We start from the raw sequence: 20523 nt of genomic DNA, 5'->3' as shown, positions 1-20523 counted from the left end.
ATACCTTAAATTCTTAATCGTTTAGGCTTCTTCTTTGGCCTTACGACGACCATAAATTGCAAGGAACATTAGTAATGCGCCTGCTACGATGAAGATGACAGTCCCTATACCACCAGTTGCTGGGATAGATGGACGTAAATTATTAGTAATCTCAAGTTTTTGATTATCTTTTTCTACTGAAAAATTAACAGCATCGGCTAACAACTGATAACCCTCCGGTGCTTTAGTTTCTTTAACTGAATACTGCGATGGTTTAGTTCCCTCATTTCCTTGCGCTGAGTATGCCAGTCCGTCAATTGAAAAATTACCCTCGGCATCAGATTTTAATTGGATAACCTTACCAACCATTGCATCTGGGAATTTTGGATTACTCTCGGCATTGTTAAGGGTGATAAGATGTTCGTTCCACTTCATCGGAGCATTATCTTCTAAGACAGTAAAAACAGCTTCTGAAAGAGCTTTCTTATTGGAGTCAACTTTTTGAAATTCTTGACTTCCGTATTTGATCGAAACATCATTTGAAGCGCTAGTAGTCTCTTCTACCACACTATTATTGTAAGTAATTGTTGCATTGTTTGTAATTGGTGTATCAGTAGATGAGTGAGTGCCGTTAAGGTAGGCAGTAAAACTAACTTCAATAAATGGTGCTTCATTTGTATTGGACGAAATACCATCGATTTCATTATCAGCGATTTTATTTCGATTTGCTAAAGGAACTTGAGAAGCGATTTGTTCGATACCCTTTGGTGTTAAAGCAATACTTATAGTTTGACCACTGACTGAATAATTGAAATGATCTTCTATAATTAACGTTTCATTTCCCACCTTAATCGTCGGTTTAAGGTCATCATGCTTAATCGTTAAGGCCGGATCTAACTGGTCTGTAAAGGTATATTTTGAATATTTTTCAATATTTGTTGGGATGGTTCCTTTTAAAATATATTGAAAAGCTTCGCCAACATTGAATGAGGCTTCATTAAAACCTAACTTAGCAATATCCTTACCGATAACCGGAAAAGCACCTGTGACGTTTTTAGGATAAATATGAATATCTTTAAGATATTCACTACCGTCAAATTTAGTCATTGGAAAAGCAATTACAAATGGAACCGCTAATGACTCCGTTACGGAATTTGGTTTTTTTGTTTCAAAAACAGCAAAGTATTTAGGGTTAGCAGGATCAACATTTACTGTCCATTCAACCGTTCCATTTGAATCGGTTTCACCGAGAAGCTGGCCTCCAGATGCTGGCTGGGTAGGCTTTGTACCAGCAATTGCTTTATCATAGCTATCTTTATCAATTTCATAAGCTGTAAAGCTTACTCCAGATAAGGGTTTTACATTGGTACCGAGAGTAGAAAGGTCTGTAATTATTGTCCCGTCCTGGTTTGCTTTTGGTAAATCAGAATTATATGAATCTGCTTGCAGTTTATGAATGGTTACCTTTGCATCGAAAGGTTCTGTTGCAAATACTGAAGGGGCCTGAGTTAAAATGTTCGAGAGTCCCAAAATAAAAACAAGGACTGCTGTTAATAAGTTGCTTTTTTTCATGTGTTTACTCCTTTTCATGTGTTTTTTTTGATTGAAGATAATAAAAACTTGTTAAAGCCATTAATATGAAGCCGGAAACTAGATAAATCAGCACCCCCGTTCCTCCAGTAAGTATAAGGTCATGCGATTGGTAATTCATTACAACAATTTCATTGTCATTACCGTCAGAGCTTGTTTCTCGTTTGCTAATAAAATCGACTTGCTTTTCATCCAATATGAATTCTGCTTGGCCTGTTTTATTCCCTTGGGAATCGGTACTTTCAATAATTTCAATAGTTAATGGTTGTCCCAGGAGCTTATAGCCTGCAGGTGCCTTTTCTTCATATAATAGGTACTTTCCAAGAGGTAAATCTTTAAAGACGATGGAATTATAATTATTCTGGCTAACGACTTGATCAATAAGACGGTGATCTTTATTATCCTCAGCTTTAGATTTTAAGCGAAAGATGCTGCCAGTTATTCTTGTAGTAGGGTCCTCACCGTCAATTTTATTGAAACTAAAATCGGTCCTGATAAGTTCATTAATCACAACATAGCCCTTATTAGCATCTAAGACTATTGCATTTTCGTTCTTAATTAAATCATCCGGCATTATAGAGACGTTGTTACTTCTATCTACTTGAATGATAACTGGCTTAACAATTTTTCGATAGCCATCTGGTACAAAGCTTTCATCCAGATGGAAATAAACATAATTCTCCTCTGTTCTGATGGGACGATAATTAGATAATTCTTGGTTAAAACTAACTCTTCCATTGGTATCACTGGTAACTGTCCAGCTTTCATGACTCGAACTTAATCCACTTGCTGGGTCCCCTTCCATACGGGTCAATGTAAAGCCGGCACCAGCTATAGCATTGCCATAGTCTCCATTTTGATTATTAATATCATCCCGTTTCCAAAATTCAATTTCGATCGGATGGAAACGGTTGATCACTCTCGGAATGCCATCACTGCTTTCGAAATTCCAATGGGCATCAGATTGGGAAAGCCAAGTTAATTCTCCTTTGTCAGAAACTTCTACTTTTGCACTGATACCTCCTCCACTTATTGTCTCATAATTAACAGGTGATTGGGTTTCTACAACTTCATAAGTTTTGCCAACTGGCAAATTCTTGAATGCAAGCAAGCCATCTGCTCCGGTTACTTTAGTAGCCAAAGCTTGTCCGACTCGTTCTTGTTTTTGTCTATCGTACTCATAAATTTGAAAGCTTGCACCTTCTAAAGGGGGCATTGACTCGATAGACAGACCTTCATTATCATCTGCTACTTTCTTTAGTTGGATATTGGTGGGGTTTTGACGATTAATGGCAAAATCTAAGCGATAGTTGCCAGAGTCGTCTTTTGTTAAGAAGTCCTCCTCATCAGTACCTTCTATACGGGTGATGTGAGGGCGTATTCCTCCTGCATCCGAAACAATCTCTATTTGATAGACATTATTTGACCTTAAATGAGTGTTGGGACTACTCAATTCCCTTAATTCATATTTACCTGTTTCTACATCGGTAAAACCTGCTGTTCCCGTCGCATTGGTCGTGGCTGTTTGTAGATAATCTTTTCCTTCTATTCCCTTTAGTTCAAATTGCACACCAGCTAAAGGAATAACCGGTTGCGTAAAAGGATCCAACTCTTCCCCTTTTTCACTATAGCCGTATTTCACAATTTTAAAGTTCGAGTCCACTAGGTTTGAAACGGTATAGCCTTGATTGTCATCTCCAGTGAGCAATTGATTGTATTCTGGCAGTATATCCGCAATATATTTATTGTCTAGCGTATCCAATTTTATCTCAATGATATCATAGGCATCGCTTTGGGCAACATAACCTGGTGGAGCTTGTATTTCTTGTAAACGATAGAAACCTAGGGGGAGATCGTTAAAAATGACTGTGCCATCTGAAGCTGATTGAGCGATCAGAGCAGTCTGATTCGAGTCCTCAATATATTCACCTTGATCATTCTTGATAACAGGCGTTAAAGTAAACTTTGCCCCTTCTAACGGCAAGTCGTTAAGTCCCACCTTGGTGAATTGAATGGTATAGGTTAAGAGTTTGTTAGTCATTTTGATCTGATCCTCTGCCCCATCTACGACACTTGAACCAGTAAATTCGTCTGATCCAGTAGGGGGTTCCATAGTGACTTGTCCAAATTCATCTGTTGTAATTTTCCATGTTGCTTGACTCTTTTGATACCCTAAAGGTGCTCGAATCTCTTGAATAGTAAAGGTTGAATTAGGTTGAGTGGCTGTTCGATTGAGAGTTACTCGCCCTTTTGTATCACTTGTCTTTATTAAAACCTCTTCAGTTTTAGCGTCATTAACCACACGGAATTGAGCCCCTGATAAAGGTTTGCCTTTTTCATCTACCTTAAAGAAGGAATAGGATTCTCTAGTATTGCTATATTCATAAAGATTAGAAACTGGATTGCGTTTTAAAAGTGGGGCCACTTCTTTTTGTGTGTCTAAGTTAATTGTTTGAATATTTTTAATTATTAACCCGCTATTATCTGCTAATAATTCCAAATCAAAAAGGGTTTTTAAATGTTGTTTTACATAGCCAGGCGGTGTTTTTGTTTCTATTAATTCATAGGAGCCGACTCCTAAGTCCTCAAATTGAACCTCTCCACTGGAATCCGTTGTGACTGAAGCAATCTCAGCTTCAAAGGGCTGTGTTTGTTTCAAATCAAATTGAGCCCCAGCTAAACGGCTTTCATTTAAGCCAATTTTTGTGAACTTAAAATCAAGTGTATGTTCTTGATTGATAAGATTAAAGCTTTGGCTATCATCTGTAGAATTTATCTCACTAATATTGCTTGTATTGCCTTGTAAACGGATCTTGCCATCTGCATCCACCACCAGGGTCCACTTGTTATTGTGAGGCAAATAGTAGCCAATTGGGGCCTTGTCTTCAGTTAAGAGATAACTTCCCTCTGATAAGCGACTGTATTCAAAAATTGCTGACGAATTGCTAGTTTCTTTTGGAATTACTGTTCCATTAAGTGTTTTTAATGTAAATTGAGCATCTTCAAGTAAATCGCCTTGTTTATTAACTTTGCGGATTCTTAAACGATTGGGTTTGTTTTCTAAAATGGGAGGGGTATCCCCTAGCGAAGTAACGCTTCCTTTATAGGATTGGCGAAAATTTCTGGCGAAAACGGCTGATTTATCCTCGTTTTGATCAATATCAAATAAAATTGTTTTCTCACTTTCAAGGTACCCATCAGGCGCATTAATTTCTTTGAGTTCATAGCTACCATAGCTCAACTTAGTAAAATCTAACTTTCCTTCTTGATTAGAAATTACGGTCTGACTAAAGGAAGAATCCCCCTCTTTACTTAAGCGATAGACTGCATTCGCTAAGGGTTGTTGCGTTTCTTGGTCAACTTTTTTAAAAGTTAAATCCGTCAGCAATATCTCCAGTCGGATTAGTGCGGCGTTATTTAGTACCTCACGACCATTTTTGGCAAATGGACGATAAATATTATTATAATCAGGAGATAAAGTACCATTGGCTGAAAGATTGTATGCTCCATAATAACTGCCTTCTTTGGGGTCGAATTTATTTGCAACAAGACTTGGATTCTTTTCTAGTAGGCCAATTTTAGGCGGTGCATACCCATTAGGTGTACTTATAAGCTTGACATAAAAGTAAGGGTAACTTCCATCTCTTGGAACGTTGTAATAAGCAGTATAGCCATTAGTCCCTGTATATGAAGTTGGTTGGGAGTCGTCATTTACAAGGCTTAGATCAAAGGTAAACCAATCTTCTTCTTTTCGATTATAATGAAAAAGCTTTACTTCTACATCAGGCGCCGGATTATCAAACTGGTCTAAGGCTAAGATATTAAATTTATTTGAGACGGGTGTGGTAGAATCCGTTGCTGATCGCGCTTGGATATTAGAAAATCTTGCTATTACTTCATATTCTACAGGTAATTTAATGGTTTCACCGTCAGGAAAAGTGATGGATAAAATGGTTTGGAAGACCCCTGTTTGCGAAGTATCTATGGCTTCCTCCCATTCGTACAGCACTTCTTTCGATAAATCACTGTAATTTTCGACTACATTTTCCGCTAACAAAGGTTGATCGACTTGAACAAGAATTTCATCTTTTAAGATCGGCTCAGGATTTAGCTGAGTACTTTTATCTTTTGTTTGATCTTCTTGACTTGATTCTTTATTTTCTTGATTTATAGTAGTTGCATTATCATCAACTATCGTGACTGTTGTTGATTCTTCGTTTGTCGCTAATTCTTTATTATTGTCATCGTTTTTAGGAACAGTTTGCTGGGCAGTAATCTTCCTATTCGAAAAAAGCGTAACGGCTTTAACGGTAAAACTTTTACTCATCGAATCTGAACGATCTACCTCTGCTTGCAGTGTATGTTTAAAGTAAGCTTTTGGTATCCAAAATTGATAAACTTCTTCATTAGCATTCGCTTTGAATCCGACTTGCCAAAGTTTCTCTTTTTCTTCATTATAAGGATTTTCTGGTGCTAATGGTTCTTCCATTGTAAAAACTTCAGGTTCTACTAAATCAGCTTGACTTGGGGCTTGTGGTTCAACTAGGTCGGAAGGAATTTCAAGACCACTCTCAATTAGTTGGTTATATTGTGTCCAGTATGCTTCTAGTTCTTGCTCATAATTTGCATATTCTAGCTGATAAGTCTCTAGGGCTTCTTGGTAGGCTTGCCACTCAAGATCATTTTGTTTTTTGGCTTCCAGATAAGTTTGGTATTTTTCTTCGTAATGAACCTTATCCTGCTGATAGGCCTCCATCTCTTCGCGGTATTGCATAAAATTCTTAATAGCCCTATTAAAATCTGATTGCTGATTAACTAATCGCATGGAAATAGTTTCTTCTTGATTGGTAATAAGTTTAAATGAATGGACTTGTTCAAATTCAGCATCTGTTTCAAACATTATAAGCTGATCACTTGGTTCCATATTATTGTTGCTATTCAAAAATATTTGCCAAGTAGAAGGATTATTTTTTAATTGAAGAATATTCGGGTCTATTGCTTCTTGGGCATAGACCGTAGTGAAAGTTTTAAAGGGAATGGTTGATAGAAGCAATAGGAGCACTAACATAGTATTCCAAAGGGTTTGTGAATATTTTTTCAATTTTATCACCTCTTAATCGTTGTGTATTCTATAACTTAATAGCATTTTAAGATCATAATCAATTGCATAGCTTTCTTCAAATATTATATCTAAAAAAACAGTTCCATTGCAAATAAATCTATAGCATTTATAAAAAAATTAAACATTAAGAGCAAAAATAACTATGAATCCGAACATTCGGCTTAAATTTCTTGTAAAAAATCATATAAATCTTTCTCCAAAGAAGACTCTATGATAGACTATTTTAGTAAATGGGTGATGGCGGTCTTCCGTCGTTTTTTTCATTTATACATTGTTGGTCGATTAATTTATCTCAATGAGAGAAAGGAATTTGATTATGAAAAGAACAGTAGGTACCGTAGTAAGAGGGTTAAGAGCACCAGTTGTCCATGAAGGAGACGACTTAGTCAAGATTGTTGTGGAGACTTTATTAGAATCTTCTAAGGAAGCTCAGTACAAGATAGAGGATCGAGATGTTCTTGCGATTACGGAATCCATTTTAGCGCGTGCCCAAGGCAATTACGTGACCCTTGATCAAATTGCAAAGGACATTCAGGATAAATTGCAAGCCAAAAAAATAGGAGTTGTCTTCCCTATTACAAGTCGTAACCGTTTTCAATCAACCCTTAAAGCGATTGCTCGTGCAGCCGATGAAGTGATCGTTCAATTGAGTTATCCGTCCGATGAAGTGGGAAATCCGCTTATGTTAATTGAAGATTTGGATGATGCTGGTATTAATCCATGGACAGATGTCTTCACAGAAGCAGAAATAAAAAAAATATTTGCCGATATGAAGCACCCCTTCACAGGTGTTGATTATTTAAGTCTTTACCGAGAAACCATCGAAGCTGAAGGAGCTGCTTGCACGATTATTTTAGCTAACCAACCAAAAGCTGTCCTAGATTACACAGACACCATAATTACAGCAGATCTTCATACACGCAATCGTACTCAAAAACGCCTATTACAAGCTGGTGCTTCAAAAGTACTCCGACTGGATGAGATTATGAATCAGCCAGTCGACGGTAGTGGTTCGAATCCAGAATTTGGATTGTTAGGTGCAAACCTATCTTCTGATGAAATCGTAAAACTCTTCCCTATTAATGGTGAAGCCTTTGTCAGTGAGGTCCAGTCTTTAATTAAAGATTTAACTGGTAAAACAATCGAAGTTATGATTTACGGTGACGGCGCTTTTAAAGATCCTCAAAGTCAAATTTGGGAATTAGCCGATCCGATAGTATCCCCTGCATACACCAGTGGGTTAGAAGGAACACCTAATGAAGTAAAGCTAAAGTATTTAGCAGATGGCAAATTTAAAGATCTTGAAGGTCAAGATTTACAAACGGCTATTTCAGATTATATTGCAGGCCATGTGGAGGCGAGCCAAGACCAAGCAGAAAGAATCGGAACTACCCCGCGTCAACTAACAGACCTATTAGGTTCTTTATCTGATTTAACTTCTGGCTCAGGTGATAAAGGAACACCTTTCATCTATATCAAAGGTTACTTCGATAAGTTTTCTGATCAATAATTTTACCCTTTAAATAAAAACTCTGTTAAGCACCTGAGTGTTTAACAGAGTTTTTTTAGATTAATTCACGAGGTAGGCTGTTGTTCCTGTTTTCAAAACATCTAAAATGGTATTAAGCTCACCTTCTACTAAGTTTTTTGCGGCTTGGTCGGTATAAAAAGCACTGTGTGGTGAGGAGATGATTTTAGGGTGATTTAATATTTGAAGGAAGGTTTCATCTGAAATTTTTTGATTTTTAAAGCCATTGCCTGCATAAGGGCCTTCACCCTCAGAGCTATCCAGACCAGCTCCGGCTCAATGGTTTTCATCTAAAACTTTGATCCAGTCATTGGAATTAATGATGCCACCACCTGCCATATTTAAAAAATAGGCAATTTGTTTAAAGCCAATCTTAGCTAAACTTTCATAAAAAGTATTATCTATTTGGGCTACTTGCGAGATTGTTATACGGTCATACTTATCTAAAGAGTCAAAATATTTACTACTTAGAAAATGACTGCACAAGGTGAAGTCTACTTGATGCGATATGATTTTATAAATATACTCTCTCCTACATTACTAAATATAAATTCGCTTGTCTTTTTTAGCAAAAAAGTTACATTAATTAATCTCTATAACTTTTAGATGCTTAAAATATTTTCAAAAAGTCCCTAAAGCTCTTTTTATTTTCTTCTTCCCAATTGTAAAGCTTGTCTTCCAGTTGACTGATAATTTCTTCTTTATCTTGAGGGAACTTCCCACTTAATGAAATTGTATTTGAGGAGTGATTTCCATTTATTTTGATATTTGTATTAATATGATTCAGTAGCATTAATTCTTCCTCTAAACTTTCACGAGGCGTCAAAATTACAAAGCCTTCTCTCTCTTCCTCTTTTAAACTAGATAAGTCTTCTGCATCGATTGTCAATAAAATAAGTTCTTCTGCATCGACATGGTTAATAAGTTTGGCAGTTTCAATGGCATGTCTATCAGATAAACCATTTCCACCAGCTCCTATAACAGTCACTATAGAATAGTTAATGCCTACTTTTTTCAATTTTTTTAAAGCGATTTTTTCTTGATGAATAGTTAGATGTTTATTGTAAAAGTTTAATGTTTGATCTGATCCTGTTTCAATTAAAAGATAAAGTTGGTCTAAACCGTGAAGTCTTAACTTCAATAAATCTTCTTCTGAAGAATCTAAAATACTTTGTGAGCTAGTAATACCTTTTAAAGTTTTTGCATTAGAAAGATCTTTTTTAATTGCAGGGATTATATTAATTAAACTCTCTATATCTACATCTAATATATTTTGATTAATAATCACTATCTCTTTTGTTTCTTCACCTTTTTTACTTTTTAATTCTTTCTTATTTATAATAGATTCTTGTACATTCAACGGTTTATTTGAATCGAATGCCTTTTGATCATTTTTAATAGCTGGGTGATGAATAGATATTTTTTGGTCTTTTAGCTGATTGGTTATGAAATTGACCATTTTTAAATAAAGTTGGTTCATAGTCTTAATCGCTCCTATTTGAATAGTTTATATATAAAAAGCTAACCCCAAATTATGGTTAGCTTAATTATATGATTGAACTTGTATCGGTTTCAACCACAGAAAGCATTAAGAAGCTTTTTGGTGAATTTTGCTACTAAGAATGATGTTAAAAATGTGGGAATAAGCCCTGTTAGAATTTGTGCAGATGCTTGTGTTACGTAAGGTTCTACACTAGGATAGCTTTGAGCGATTAAAGTGGGAAATGAAGCAGAACTTTCTAGCTTAGCATTGAAGGACATGCCCATTACACCATCATTTTTAAGTAAATACTTGTCTACTAAAAATAGTGGTGAGCTTACTAAATAGAAGAATACAACTCATCACACCGATTAATCCAGAATGCAAACTATCGACAATGTTCATAGCCTGACCGATTCCTCATCCTAATAAAGGCAGGAATAATCCGATAGCTGGCGAAAAAAGTTTTACTGCCTTTTTATCGATATTTCCAATAATAATTCCTACTACTAGGGGAATAAGAGTTGATAGCAAAGGCATCTAATTAAAGCCAGAGCTATCAGCTTTTCCAAGCGAATAGACGATTAATGGTAAAGTTGGTATTCTAAAAAAGACTATAAAGTTAAAGCCAATCTTATTTTCTTCTTGGGCATAATCAGTAACTAAGGATAAGAAGATGGCTAGATTGGCTGAACATACTGCAAGAATAAGCGCTAAAAGACTAATACCTAAGAAACCTTCATCTCCAAATACCTTTAATATCAACCCCCCCAATAATGATTGATAATTAGCTTTAACAAGAGAAAGGCCCCCTTCTCGTTGAATAACTTTCATCAAACTTTTTGTATTAATCATCGTTCCCAAACAAAAAGTGATGGCAGCCAAAATAAAAGCAATTGAGTTTTTACTTAGTATAGCCTCAGTCATTCTAACAATATAGGACAAATCAGGCCAGAAAGTGTGAAAATACAGAAGAAATTAGTAAGGGAAGGAGGAAAGTTCCAGCAGGTATTTTTTATCCACTGTAACAGATGGGACTCCTTTTTAACCTACAAACTCATCAACGACTGCAGCCATTGATATTGCCGAAATTTTTAATGATTTTTCATCGATTTCAAACTTTGGATGATGATGAGGGTAACTATTTTCTGGATCTTCATTGGCACCAATATAGAAGAAACAACCAGGAACTTCTTTAAGATAATAAGAGAAATCTTCCGAAGGAGAAATAGGTCCACTATCTTCAACAGCCTTAATATCAGAGATATTTAGACTTTCAAGTGCTGATGTAACCCTCTTAGTAACTGCAGGATCATTATATAATACAGGATAGTCTGGCTTATACTCTAATTCTGTTTCTACTTGGAAACTCTCTTCTAAACCTTTGGCTAATTGTGTTACCATATCTTGAATAGTCTTAGCTGTTTCTTCCGACATTGAGCGAACATCACCTTCTAGAACTACCTTATCTCGAATAATATTAAATTGACCTTTACCATCGAATGAACCAATTGATAAAACGCCCATATCAAATGGATTTACTCGACGACTAACTACCGTTTGAGCATTCATGACGAAAGACGAAGCAGCTACAATTGCATCGTTTGCATCATGTGGAGCCGAACCATGTCCACTTTTACCCTTAATGGTTAATTTAAAATAAGCTCGGGCAGTTTGGGTATTTCCTTCATGCGTATAAACGGTTCCGAGTTTAAACTGACTCATCACATGAGCACCAAAAATGTAGTCTACATTTTCTAAGGCTCCAGCTTTAATCATTGCTTTAGCTCCTCCTGGTGGAACTTCTTCAGCTGGTTGATGAAGGATTTTAATTGTACCTTTAATTTGATCTTTTAATTCAATTAGAGACTCGGCTAAAATCAGCATATAAGCGGTATGGCCGTCATGACCACAAGCGTGCATTACCCCATTATTTTTTGATTTAAATGGCAAATCTACCTCTTCCGTAATAGGTAATGCATCAAAATCTGCCCTTAAAGCGATTGTAGGTCCCTCTTGCCCCCCTTTAATTGTAATAACATGGCCATATTGTCCTCCTAAGTCCGTTTCGATATGATCTATATCAAGGTCTTTATAGAAGTTTTTAATATATTTAGAAGTTTCTTTTTCTTGAAAGGATAACTCTGGATGTTGATGTAAATAACGGCGGATTTCAATTATGCGTTCTTCTTTATTTTCGATTTTAGAAATTAATTGCTCTAATAGTGTCATAGCAAACGCCTCCTCTACTCCATCATATCTACTTTAATTAAAAAGTAAAGACATACACATAGGGTGATATATAATTAAGACAAAAAAATTCTCATCAAATTCTTACAGCTTTTTTCTTAGAATTAGGTATAATGAAAGGACAGTTTAAAGTGAGGTGTCCTATGAATAATCAAGATTTTTATCGTAAAATGTTAGCCATTGCGATTCCGATTTCTTTGCAAAGTTTAATCGTTTCGTTTCTAAACACTTTAGATACCATGATGATCTCATCACTGGGACCGGAATCAATCGCAGGAGTCGGCTTGGCCAATCAAGTCTTCTTTTTTTTCACTATGATTTGTTTTGGTACAGCCACGGGAGCTTCAGTAATGATTGCTCAATACCATGGTCGAGGTGATCTTGCTAAATTACAAAAGGTTAATGCTTTTTCGTGCTTAATTACCTTTGTAGTAGCTTGTCTTTTCACTTTGTTGGCATGGCTAATACCAGAAAGAATATTAGGCTTAATGATTGATGATCCTGCTGTCATTGCAGAAGGGTCTAAATATTTAAGAGTAGTTGCTTGGTCGTATGCCTTAACTGGTGTCAGCTTCGTGAACAGTGTGGCTCTTCGCTCAACTGGAAACCCTCGTTCGCCATTAACAGCCGCTATAGTTGGTTTTGTTTTCAATGCTTTTTTCAATTATGCCTTTATTTTTGGTAAGTTTGGTTTCCCAGAATTAGGGGTAGTGGGAGCAGCAGTGGGTACAATCATTGCTCGATTAATGGAATTATTGGTTATCTTTTACACAGTCAGTCGCTATGATTGTCCGCTTAATGGTTCGATTAAAGAGATGTTTAATTTTAAGGGAGATTTTATTCAAAACTTTTTGCGCATCACCTTTCCTGTCATTGTTAATGAAACCTTTTGGGGACTCGGTCAAGTATTATATAGTGTGGCTTACGCCATGGTTGGTACTAAAGAAACAGCTGCCATTCAAGTTGTTTTTGCCATCCAGAACTTAGCCTTTGTTTTAATACGTGGTCTATCCAATGCTTGTACGATTATGTTAGGAAATACGATTGGGCGCGGCGTTATGGATGTTGTTTATCCTCATGCCATCCGTTTTCTTAAAATGGGCGGAGTCATTGCCTTATTTGTAGGCCTTTTCTTATCCGTCACCCCTTCAATTAGTTTACAGTTGTTTCCCAATTTAACACCAGAAGTCTATGAACTTTGTAAGACTTTACTAAATTATATGGGCTTTATCTTCATTTTAAAAGCTATTAACTCCATTCTGATTGTAGGTGTTCTAAGAGGTGGAGGCGATACGAAGTATTCCCTTTTCTTAGAAATGGGATCTGTATGGTTAGTAGGCGTTCCCTTAGCTTTTCTAGGAGCGGCTGTGCTTAACTTTTCTATTCAATGGGTTGTAATGTTAGCGGCCACGGAAGAAATTACCAAATTAGTGATTGGCCTATTTAGAGTAAAATCTAAAAAATGGATTCATCAAATCTCATAAAAATAAAGACTGCCGCTCATAAACGGCAGTCTTTTATAATTAATGAAGTTCTTCTAATATTTCTTGCATTCCAGCTCTAGGAGGTGGTGTTGAATGAAGTGAAGCAAAAACCTCGTATCGACCAGTCGATCAAGCCAGATCGGTCAAAATATCTTTTGTAATATACGAATCCTTGACTTATTTTTAAGGCGAAGTCCGGTTCGATGAACGTAGCACGTCCAATAGCCACTAAATCCGTATAATTCAAGGCTCTTTGAGCAGCGTTAGCATCCAATACGCCTCCTAATAAAACAATTTGTTGGATAGTTAAGGGCACAGTTTCATGATCTAGGAAATCTAAATCCACAGCTGACGGACCATATACTGTTAAACCTTCGCTGGCTCTTTGATGAGCTTGGTAACCGGAATGGTGGATTTGTATAAACACTTTGTTGCCTTTAGACTTTACTTTTTAGCTAGTTCTTTTAAACCAGGAAAATAGGCATCAGAAAAGCGGCTAATTGCACCCTTCTTTGGTAATCCTCCAAGGTTTCTTGGCTGGACCCCCCTTTTTAACCCCCCAAAAAGACATCATAGGGGGTTGAACAATCCGGTTAGCTAATTGTGCACCGTGTCTTAAGCGAATAGAATCTGTGAATTTCTTCATCTTTTTCCTTCTAAATTTTTATCGTAAATATAAAGTATTAAAACTAGTTTAAACTATTAATTAAAAACTTCTACCTACTGAGACTTCAATAAGTAGAAGTTTGGATTGAGTGTCATCTGGGCTTAATTACCTTTTAATGAACCCGAAACAAAAACGGCATCACAAGTAATATCAATCCCCAAGTTTTGTAATTGGTTTTTAGTATCTTGTGATAGGATGATGCTAGAATGCGCTTGAGCACCACTTAATTTAGATAAGGCTTGATAGGCTGCTTGAGCCGTTGGATTTGTCACTGCTGAAATTGCTAGAGCAATTAGTAATTCATTTAAAGTTAAAATGGGATGCTTACTTTGCAACTTGTTAGCTTTAAGATTTTGAATGGTTTGTAAAATCATGGGAGCTAAGAGGTCGATTTGGTCTGAGATACCTGCCAAGGTCTTTAGAGCATTCATAATCGCTGCCCCCGGTGCATCCATTAATTCGGTTCGTCTGCCAGTAATCATTTGTCCATCGCTTAATTGAATAGCAATGACTGCCGGAATCTCTTCCTGCGAAAAACGTTCCTTAACCGATTGAGCATAAGCTTGAGCCTTAACCACTGGAAGACGATCTTCAGCTGTTAACCCACTTTCTTCCATTAACAAGTGCATTTTCGAACGAACCTCTTCATCCACAATGCCGACTTTATAATCTTGTTCTACTTGGAAATAGCGGCGAATAATTTCTTGCTGGGCCGCTTCTTTAACAACTTCTTCATCGGTAATTCCCGATTTAATCCGATTAACTCCCATATCCGTTGGGGATTGGTAGATTAAATTGGGTGAACTCGTATTAGCTAAAATCCGACGAATAACTGGGAACATCTGCATGTCGCGATTATAATTGACCGCCATTTCGTTATAGGCATCTAAATGATAAGAATCAAGAACATTAATATCATTTAAATCAACTGTTGCGGCCTCATAAGCCACATTAATTGGATGTTTTAGTGGTAAGTTCCATACTGGGAAAGTTTCAAACTTAGCATATGAAGCCTTAATTCCCTTTTGATGTTCATGATAAAGTTGGTTCAAGCAAGTTGCTAGCTTGCCCGATCCAGCCCCTGGACCAGTTACAATAATCAAAGGTTGACTAGTTTCAATGTATGGATTTTTAGCAAAACCATTTTCCGAAAAGACAACTTCCAGATCAGTTGGATAGCCATTAATACTCTCATGTAGGTAAACTTTAACTCCTCTGTTTTCAATGTTTTTCTTGAAGACAGTGGCATTTTTTTGTCCTTTATATCTAGTTAATAGAACACTGTTTACTTGAATGTCTAACGCTTGGTATTCATCAATTAGCCGCAACACTTCTTGGTCATAAGTAATACCATAATCGCCCCGCATTTTATGATGTTCAATATCTTCGGCATAGATACAGATAATAATCTCAGCACGATCTTTAAGCTTGGTTAAGAGCGTTAATTTGACGTCCTCGTCATAACCTGGTAGTACCCGCTTAGCATGCTTATCACCGATTAATTTACCGCCAAATTCTAAATAGAGTTTATCAATATTCTCAAGTCGCTCAAAGATATATTTCGATTGTTCTTTGAGATATTTATCGTTATCGAAACCTAATTTTTGCATCCTCCCAACCCCTTTCATCACATACGAATTATTTTATCAAAACTTTTGGTGGGACTAAAGATTTTCTTTATTAAATGAGTTAATAAAGACTTTTTTTCTTTTTAACGTTCAGTTTTACATGAAAAAGTCTGCTAATTACTGAATCCATTGTATTCTTTTACTTTAATTCAAAATGGTTAAAGTCTTCTGCTGTTAAGTTCTTAACGAATGCTAGGCTCAGGTCCACAGTATTTTCGAAGTCTTTATAAGAGCAGAAGCAATAATTAGTATGCGCATAACGCGTCGGAGTACCTAAAGTAGCTACAGGAACTCCTTTGTTAGAAAGGTGAATAGACCCAGCATTGGTTGAACCACCTTCTCTTACCGCATGTTGTAAGGGAATATTTTTTTCAGTAGCTAGTTGCTGAATGCGATTGAGTAACCATTCGTTGGCAATATAAGAGTTATCCCGGTAACGTAATTGAGGTCCCATTCCTAAGCGAGCTTGTTCCAAGTATTCATCGGCAGTAAAGTCATCCGAAGGGGTTCCTTCAAAAACCAAGGCCATTTGGGGATTCACACGTTTACTAGTAATGACTGCTCCACGCATTCCCACTTCTTCTTGGGCAGCAAAGGCTGCGACAAGATTAAAAGGTAGATCTTTAAGATGATCTTTCATCTCATTCATTATAGCCACCGAAACGGCCACACCGATTCGATTATCAAATCCCTTGCCAAACATTACTTGATTGCGCTCATTAAAAGCAAATTTTGTAGCAGGCACAATCGGTTGCCCGATTGTAATTTTAAAATCTTCAATCACTTCTTGACGACTACTTGCCCCAACATCAATTTTTAAATCAAATAAGGTTATCTTTTTGGCTCTTTCTTCTGCAGTCATAAAATGAATTGGTTTAGAAGTTGAAATACCTGGGTGGTAATGACCTTGACTATCACGGACTAAATAATGTTGGGCCGAAACGTGTTCTGCTAGCCAACCACCTAGAGGCTGTAAGTGGATTAAACCGCTCTTATCAATTGCTTTAACCATAAAGGCTACTTCATCAGTGTGGGAGTCTAACATCAAGGTGGGTTTTAAAGGGTCTAGTTGATCAAGGTTATAATAAGCATTCTTAAGGTTGTCGATTTGTAGACTATAAGCTCCCTTATACTTATTAAGGACCTCTAAGACTTCATCTTCAAAGCCAGGCGCCCCTTTAGCGTTTACTAAATCACGAATTAGGTGTTGATAATTCACTTTATTCTCTCCTATTCTAATATTTTGAGTACTTCTTCAATAATCCCATCACCATATTTTTTCTTAGCTGTAATCATGGCTGTTCGTTTAACTTCGTCTAAAGCATTGAAAGCAGCAATACTACGCCCTGCTTCTTTTAATAAGTCAATATCATTGTGGTTATCACCAGCAGCTATAACTTGATCGCTAGTAATTCCTAGATAATCAGCGATCCAATGCAAGGCTCTCCCTTTACTAACATTCGCTGCTACAATATCCATCGCCCAATCTGAATAAGTAAGATAGCGATACTCTGGTTTAAGATTATTAACTAAAGCATGGAGTCGAGACAAAGCTGTTTGTGGATGGTCATCGACGATTAAGAATTTATCCACTTCCATGCTAGCCCAATCTTCTGGCTTAATTGGGCGAATGATTTGTTCAGTAAAGTTGTTTTTCAATTCATGTCGAATAAACTCAGTATCCTCTAAAGCAAACTCTTCCCCATTCACAACATAAACAACCGTTAGTCCCATGCTTAAAGCCACTTCGATTAAAGGACGTAAAGGTCCAATAGGAAAGCTAAAGGACTGAATTACTTGTCCTTCTAGCATAATATTAGCGCCATTAGAGGTCGCATAAGGAAGCTTTAAATCTAATTCATCAATAATGGGTTGCACAGCCTTAGCTGAGCGACCAGTTGCTAGTGTGAAAGCGACATTTTTTTCAGCCAAAGTGGCTCTAAATTGTTCAAAATTGGGACTCCACTTCTTATTATGATCCAAAAGTGTATCATCTAAATCGGATAAAAATAATTTAAACATAGTTTCTCCTTACTTACATAATTTGTTATCATTACCTGATTTAGTATACCCCAAATATTATATAAAATAAATTATAAGCAAAAAGCCAAGTTCACTTAATTGGAAGTGAACTTGGCGAATTCATAGTATTAATTGGCTTTAATTGCTTGCTGAAGCATATGTTCAGGCAAACGTTTGACCACACTGTTAACCATTAAAGGAAGTAATAAAGCGTCATCCATAAAGCCTAAAGGACCTAAAAAATCGGGCAGCAAATCGGTTGGTAGTAAGACATATAAAAAAGTTGCAAAAATTAGAACTCTAGCTAAGATGGGTGTTTCTCTCTTGAATAAGGATGTTATAAAGAGTGGAAACTTTTCGACTAAAGTTAATTTAATCGGTTTCTTTTTCATTTAATCACTTCTTTCGGTTGACTACGACTCTACAATTATATTCTAAATGATTGTTGTTATACTTTAATCCAACTAGAGTCTGACTTTATTTAAAAAGTTCAGCCAGTAGTTTATAAGAATGTAGACGTGCTCTTTGATCAGGTATGGGCATATAAGCCATTAATTCATCGATGCCTAAGCGATCAATTTCTTCATGTAGAATCTCTCCAACTTGTTCTGGTGTACCTTTTAGGATAAATCTTCTTTGATATTTTTCGTCTAGCATAGCTTGTTCTTCTAAACTTAAATCGATGGCTTGAGCACGTTCAGAAGACATTAACGCTAAATTATTTTTACGAATATGAGTAATTTCGGAAGGTCTTGCCCAATAATCTGCTTCTTCTTTTGAATCAGCTAAAATAATTTTATAAGAAACCATCACTTTGGGTTCTTGGAAAAATTCACTGGGTTGAAAATGATCGCGATAAGCTTTAAATACAGAAGTTTCCGTTTCTACTCCAAAGAATTTTGCAAAAGAATATCCCAATCCCATTTGACCGGCTTTGATAGCGGATTGTCCAGATGACCCTAACATCCAAGGTTGAGCAATAGTCCGGGTTTTAACTGGAATGGCTTGAGTCAGGCCGTAAAATCCTTTGGGAATAGTATCTGTCATATAATCTAATATGACTTGAGCTTTGTCATATAAATGGTCAAAATCAATCGAATTTCCTTGAGAAAGAGCCATCATACCATTGTAATCCGTTCCTGGCGCCCTTCCAATACCAAAATCAATCCGATCGGGTGCTAATAAAGTTAGAGTCTTAAAAGTTTCAGCAACTTTTAAGGGGGAATAGTTTACAATCATTGTTCCACCTGTCCCAAGGCGAATTTGTTTGGTAACTGCTGCTAAATAGGCCAATAAAATTTCTGGAGCAGAACTAGCCAGGTTAGACCTACCATGATGCTCTGAAGCCCAGTAGCGATCATACCCCATAGCTTCCAATTCTTTAACCATTTCAATGGTCTTTTCATATCTGGTTTGAGTGGACTCTCCTTCATTTAAAGGTAATAAATCATGAATTCCTAATTTCATTTTAATCTCCTTCTTAAGTATTGAGTTAATGGTTTTTATCTGACGGACTGGGTAAGAGATAATTAATGGCAAGGGCCACAAGGACTCCCATGACCGTTGAAAACAAACGAATCAGCGTATAGCTTAATTGATTATTTACAGGTATATTAAAAAAAATTACTAGCATAGTGGCACAGCCGGTTATAATTCCTTTTTGTAAGTGAATACGATTAGCGACAGAAATATATAAGATAATGGCTATTGGAGCGAGTATAATCAATATTTCATCTTGGCTAGATGTAATCGGAAAGAGGAAAATAAATAATAAAGCCACCACACCTGATAAAAGAACACCCATAATTCTTGCCTTGCCAAAGGTATAACTACTTTCCAAGTCCTGTCTGAGTGAAAAAATAGCCGCCAGACAAGAAAGGGTTGGACTGATTTTAAGGACGTAAAAGGAAAAAAGAATGCAAAGAAAGACAGCGACTGCTGTTTTAAAAGTACGCATACCGACCGGCGATTTTGAAAAATCCAATTTAACACCCTCTTTAAATAGATAGAATTATTATAGCACGGCTTCTCTAGATAATCATTATATCGCATATTTTCCCTAAAAAGGGATGAAGCTAAAAAAGTCCGCTAAGAATAGCGAACTTTTTAAGCATTATTTAAATAGATCCAAAATCCCACCCAGGATACCTTCCTCGCCATTAGTTTGTTCTTTATAATCAGGATGCAGCTTGATCACCTATAGGGTATTACCTGCGCTAGTTGGAGCCTCTCCACGCTCTTTTAAAGAAGAATTAACTCTTTCATAAGTCTGACTGACTTCTTTTTGAGGGCCCTCTTTATCTAGTTTTTTAGCCATTTTACGATCGACCATCTATTTTAATAGCAAGGGTGCTACTACAATCAAAGTTCGCTTAACAGCATTCACAGACAATTCTAAAGTGTTGGCGATACAATCAAAAATAGTTGGCTTATCTTCAAAGACATGAGCTAGAATTTTATCTCTATCTTGAGGATCAACATTTTCGCTTAATTGGTCGACGGATGGATAGTCATTAATGTCTTCATGCTTGCTTAAAGCATTATTAATGGATTCTAAGCCTTCAAGTGTTTGAGTCTTTTTATTAATTGCTGTCAAGATAATTGGTAAACCAATAGTAGCAATTTTACCCAAGACTCCTAAATTTAAGCCTGCTTTATTAGCAAGATTTTTCTTATTTGTGCCTTTGAACCTTGTAATAATCTATCTAATAGATTCAATACATCAAGTAAGCCCATCATCAACTCTTTAAAGTTTTATTATTTAAGGATAATG

General features: G+C 36.4%; 16 protein-coding genes and 2 pseudogenes. 2 read left to right on the top strand and 16 right to left on the bottom strand.

The genetic code is table 11. The annotated features are described in order from the left end of the window. Nucleotides 1-21: 21 nt before the first annotated feature. Together ACQV2Q_RS02415 and ACQV2Q_RS02410 are read right to left on the bottom strand one after the other, a co-directional pair. Nucleotides 22-1551 carry a SpaH/EbpB family LPXTG-anchored major pilin gene (locus tag ACQV2Q_RS02415; protein ID WP_428881796.1) on the bottom strand — a complete coding sequence of 510 codons (1530 nt, stop codon included), beginning with the start codon at nucleotides 1549-1551 and terminating at the stop codon, nucleotides 22-24. A gap of 4 nt (nucleotides 1552-1555) precedes the next feature. Next, the gene (locus tag ACQV2Q_RS02410) at nucleotides 1556-6670 is read right to left on the bottom strand and encodes a SpaA isopeptide-forming pilin-related protein (RefSeq protein WP_428881795.1); all 5115 of its coding nucleotides are present in this window, start codon (nucleotides 6668-6670) and stop codon (nucleotides 1556-1558) included. A 337-nt stretch (nucleotides 6671-7007) separates the two neighbouring features. Between ACQV2Q_RS02410 and ACQV2Q_RS02405 the strand changes: the two genes are divergently transcribed. Then, nucleotides 7008-8201 (top strand): coenzyme F420-0:L-glutamate ligase, encoded by a 1194-nt coding sequence (locus tag ACQV2Q_RS02405; RefSeq protein WP_428881793.1) that lies wholly within the window; start codon nucleotides 7008-7010, stop codon nucleotides 8199-8201. A 294-nt stretch (nucleotides 8202-8495) separates the two neighbouring features. Here the strand turns inward: ACQV2Q_RS02405 and ACQV2Q_RS02400 are convergent, their stop codons facing one another. The 5 genes and pseudogenes from ACQV2Q_RS02400 to ACQV2Q_RS02380 all read right to left on the bottom strand — a co-directional run bounded on the left by ACQV2Q_RS02400 (nucleotide 8496) and on the right by ACQV2Q_RS02380 (nucleotide 11931). Beyond that, nucleotides 8496-8705 (bottom strand): hypothetical protein, encoded by a 210-nt coding sequence (locus tag ACQV2Q_RS02400; RefSeq protein ID WP_428881791.1) that lies wholly within the window; start codon nucleotides 8703-8705, stop codon nucleotides 8496-8498. Nucleotides 8706-8829: 124 nt separating this feature from the next. After that, nucleotides 8830-9699: a radical SAM protein gene (locus tag ACQV2Q_RS02395; RefSeq protein ID WP_428881790.1), complete on the bottom strand. Its 870-nt coding sequence runs from the start codon at nucleotides 9697-9699 to the stop codon at nucleotides 8830-8832. 92 nt (nucleotides 9700-9791) lie between these two features. Continuing rightward, nucleotides 9792-10040, bottom strand: a pseudogene (locus ACQV2Q_RS02390) (2-keto-3-deoxygluconate permease); the annotation flags it as partial. Between the two features lie 79 nt (nucleotides 10041-10119). Further along, nucleotides 10120-10671, bottom strand: a pseudogene (locus tag ACQV2Q_RS02385) (2-keto-3-deoxygluconate permease). A 72-nt stretch (nucleotides 10672-10743) separates the two neighbouring features. Then, nucleotides 10744-11931: a M20 family metallopeptidase gene (locus ACQV2Q_RS02380; RefSeq protein ID WP_428873363.1), complete on the bottom strand. Its 1188-nt coding sequence runs from the start codon at nucleotides 11929-11931 to the stop codon at nucleotides 10744-10746. 161 nt (nucleotides 11932-12092) lie between these two features. Between ACQV2Q_RS02380 and ACQV2Q_RS02375 the strand changes: the two genes are divergently transcribed. After that, entirely contained in the window at nucleotides 12093-13433 is a 1341-nt protein-coding gene (locus tag ACQV2Q_RS02375; protein WP_428873364.1) for an MATE family efflux transporter, read from the top strand. A 76-nt stretch (nucleotides 13434-13509) separates the two neighbouring features. Here the strand turns inward: ACQV2Q_RS02375 and ACQV2Q_RS02370 are convergent, their stop codons facing one another. The 9 genes from ACQV2Q_RS02370 to ACQV2Q_RS02330 form a co-directional block, all read right to left on the bottom strand. After that, entirely contained in the window at nucleotides 13510-13860 is a 351-nt protein-coding gene (locus ACQV2Q_RS02370) for a hypothetical protein (RefSeq protein WP_428881788.1), read from the bottom strand. 69 nt (nucleotides 13861-13929) lie between these two features. Further along, nucleotides 13930-14079, bottom strand: a complete 150-nt coding sequence (locus ACQV2Q_RS02365; RefSeq protein WP_428881786.1) for a hypothetical protein — start codon at nucleotides 14077-14079, stop codon at nucleotides 13930-13932. Nucleotides 14080-14201: 122 nt separating this feature from the next. Next, on the bottom strand, nucleotides 14202-15710 hold the full coding sequence (locus ACQV2Q_RS02360) for a DUF1846 domain-containing protein (protein ID WP_428873366.1): 1509 nt from the start codon (nucleotides 15708-15710) through the stop codon (nucleotides 14202-14204). A 157-nt stretch (nucleotides 15711-15867) separates the two neighbouring features. Beyond that, nucleotides 15868-16947 (bottom strand): M42 family metallopeptidase, encoded by a 1080-nt coding sequence (locus tag ACQV2Q_RS02355; RefSeq protein ID WP_428873368.1) that lies wholly within the window; start codon nucleotides 16945-16947, stop codon nucleotides 15868-15870. An 11-nt stretch (nucleotides 16948-16958) separates the two neighbouring features. Beyond that, complete coding sequence (locus ACQV2Q_RS02350; RefSeq protein ID WP_428881785.1) at nucleotides 16959-17750, bottom strand: Cof-type HAD-IIB family hydrolase; 792 nt, start codon at nucleotides 17748-17750, stop codon at nucleotides 16959-16961. Between the two features lie 128 nt (nucleotides 17751-17878). Beyond that, nucleotides 17879-18142 (bottom strand): YkvA family protein, encoded by a 264-nt coding sequence (locus ACQV2Q_RS02345; RefSeq protein WP_428873370.1) that lies wholly within the window; start codon nucleotides 18140-18142, stop codon nucleotides 17879-17881. 85 nt (nucleotides 18143-18227) lie between these two features. Continuing rightward, nucleotides 18228-19217: an MsnO8 family LLM class oxidoreductase gene (locus tag ACQV2Q_RS02340; RefSeq protein WP_428873371.1), complete on the bottom strand. Its 990-nt coding sequence runs from the start codon at nucleotides 19215-19217 to the stop codon at nucleotides 18228-18230. A 25-nt stretch (nucleotides 19218-19242) separates the two neighbouring features. Next, complete coding sequence (locus tag ACQV2Q_RS02335; RefSeq protein ID WP_428873373.1) at nucleotides 19243-19734, bottom strand: FUSC family protein; 492 nt, start codon at nucleotides 19732-19734, stop codon at nucleotides 19243-19245. Nucleotides 19735-20082: 348 nt separating this feature from the next. Next, nucleotides 20083-20448, bottom strand: a complete 366-nt coding sequence (locus ACQV2Q_RS02330; protein WP_428875263.1) for a DUF937 domain-containing protein — start codon at nucleotides 20446-20448, stop codon at nucleotides 20083-20085. Between the last annotated feature and the right edge of the window lie 75 nt (nucleotides 20449-20523).

The sequence above is a fragment of the Facklamia sp. P12950 genome (assembly GCF_050409465.1).
Classification (GTDB): Bacteria; Bacillota; Bacilli; order Lactobacillales; family Aerococcaceae; genus Facklamia.
The sequence above is the reverse complement of the archived record's forward strand: the minus strand, read 5'-3'. Positions and strand labels throughout refer to the sequence as shown.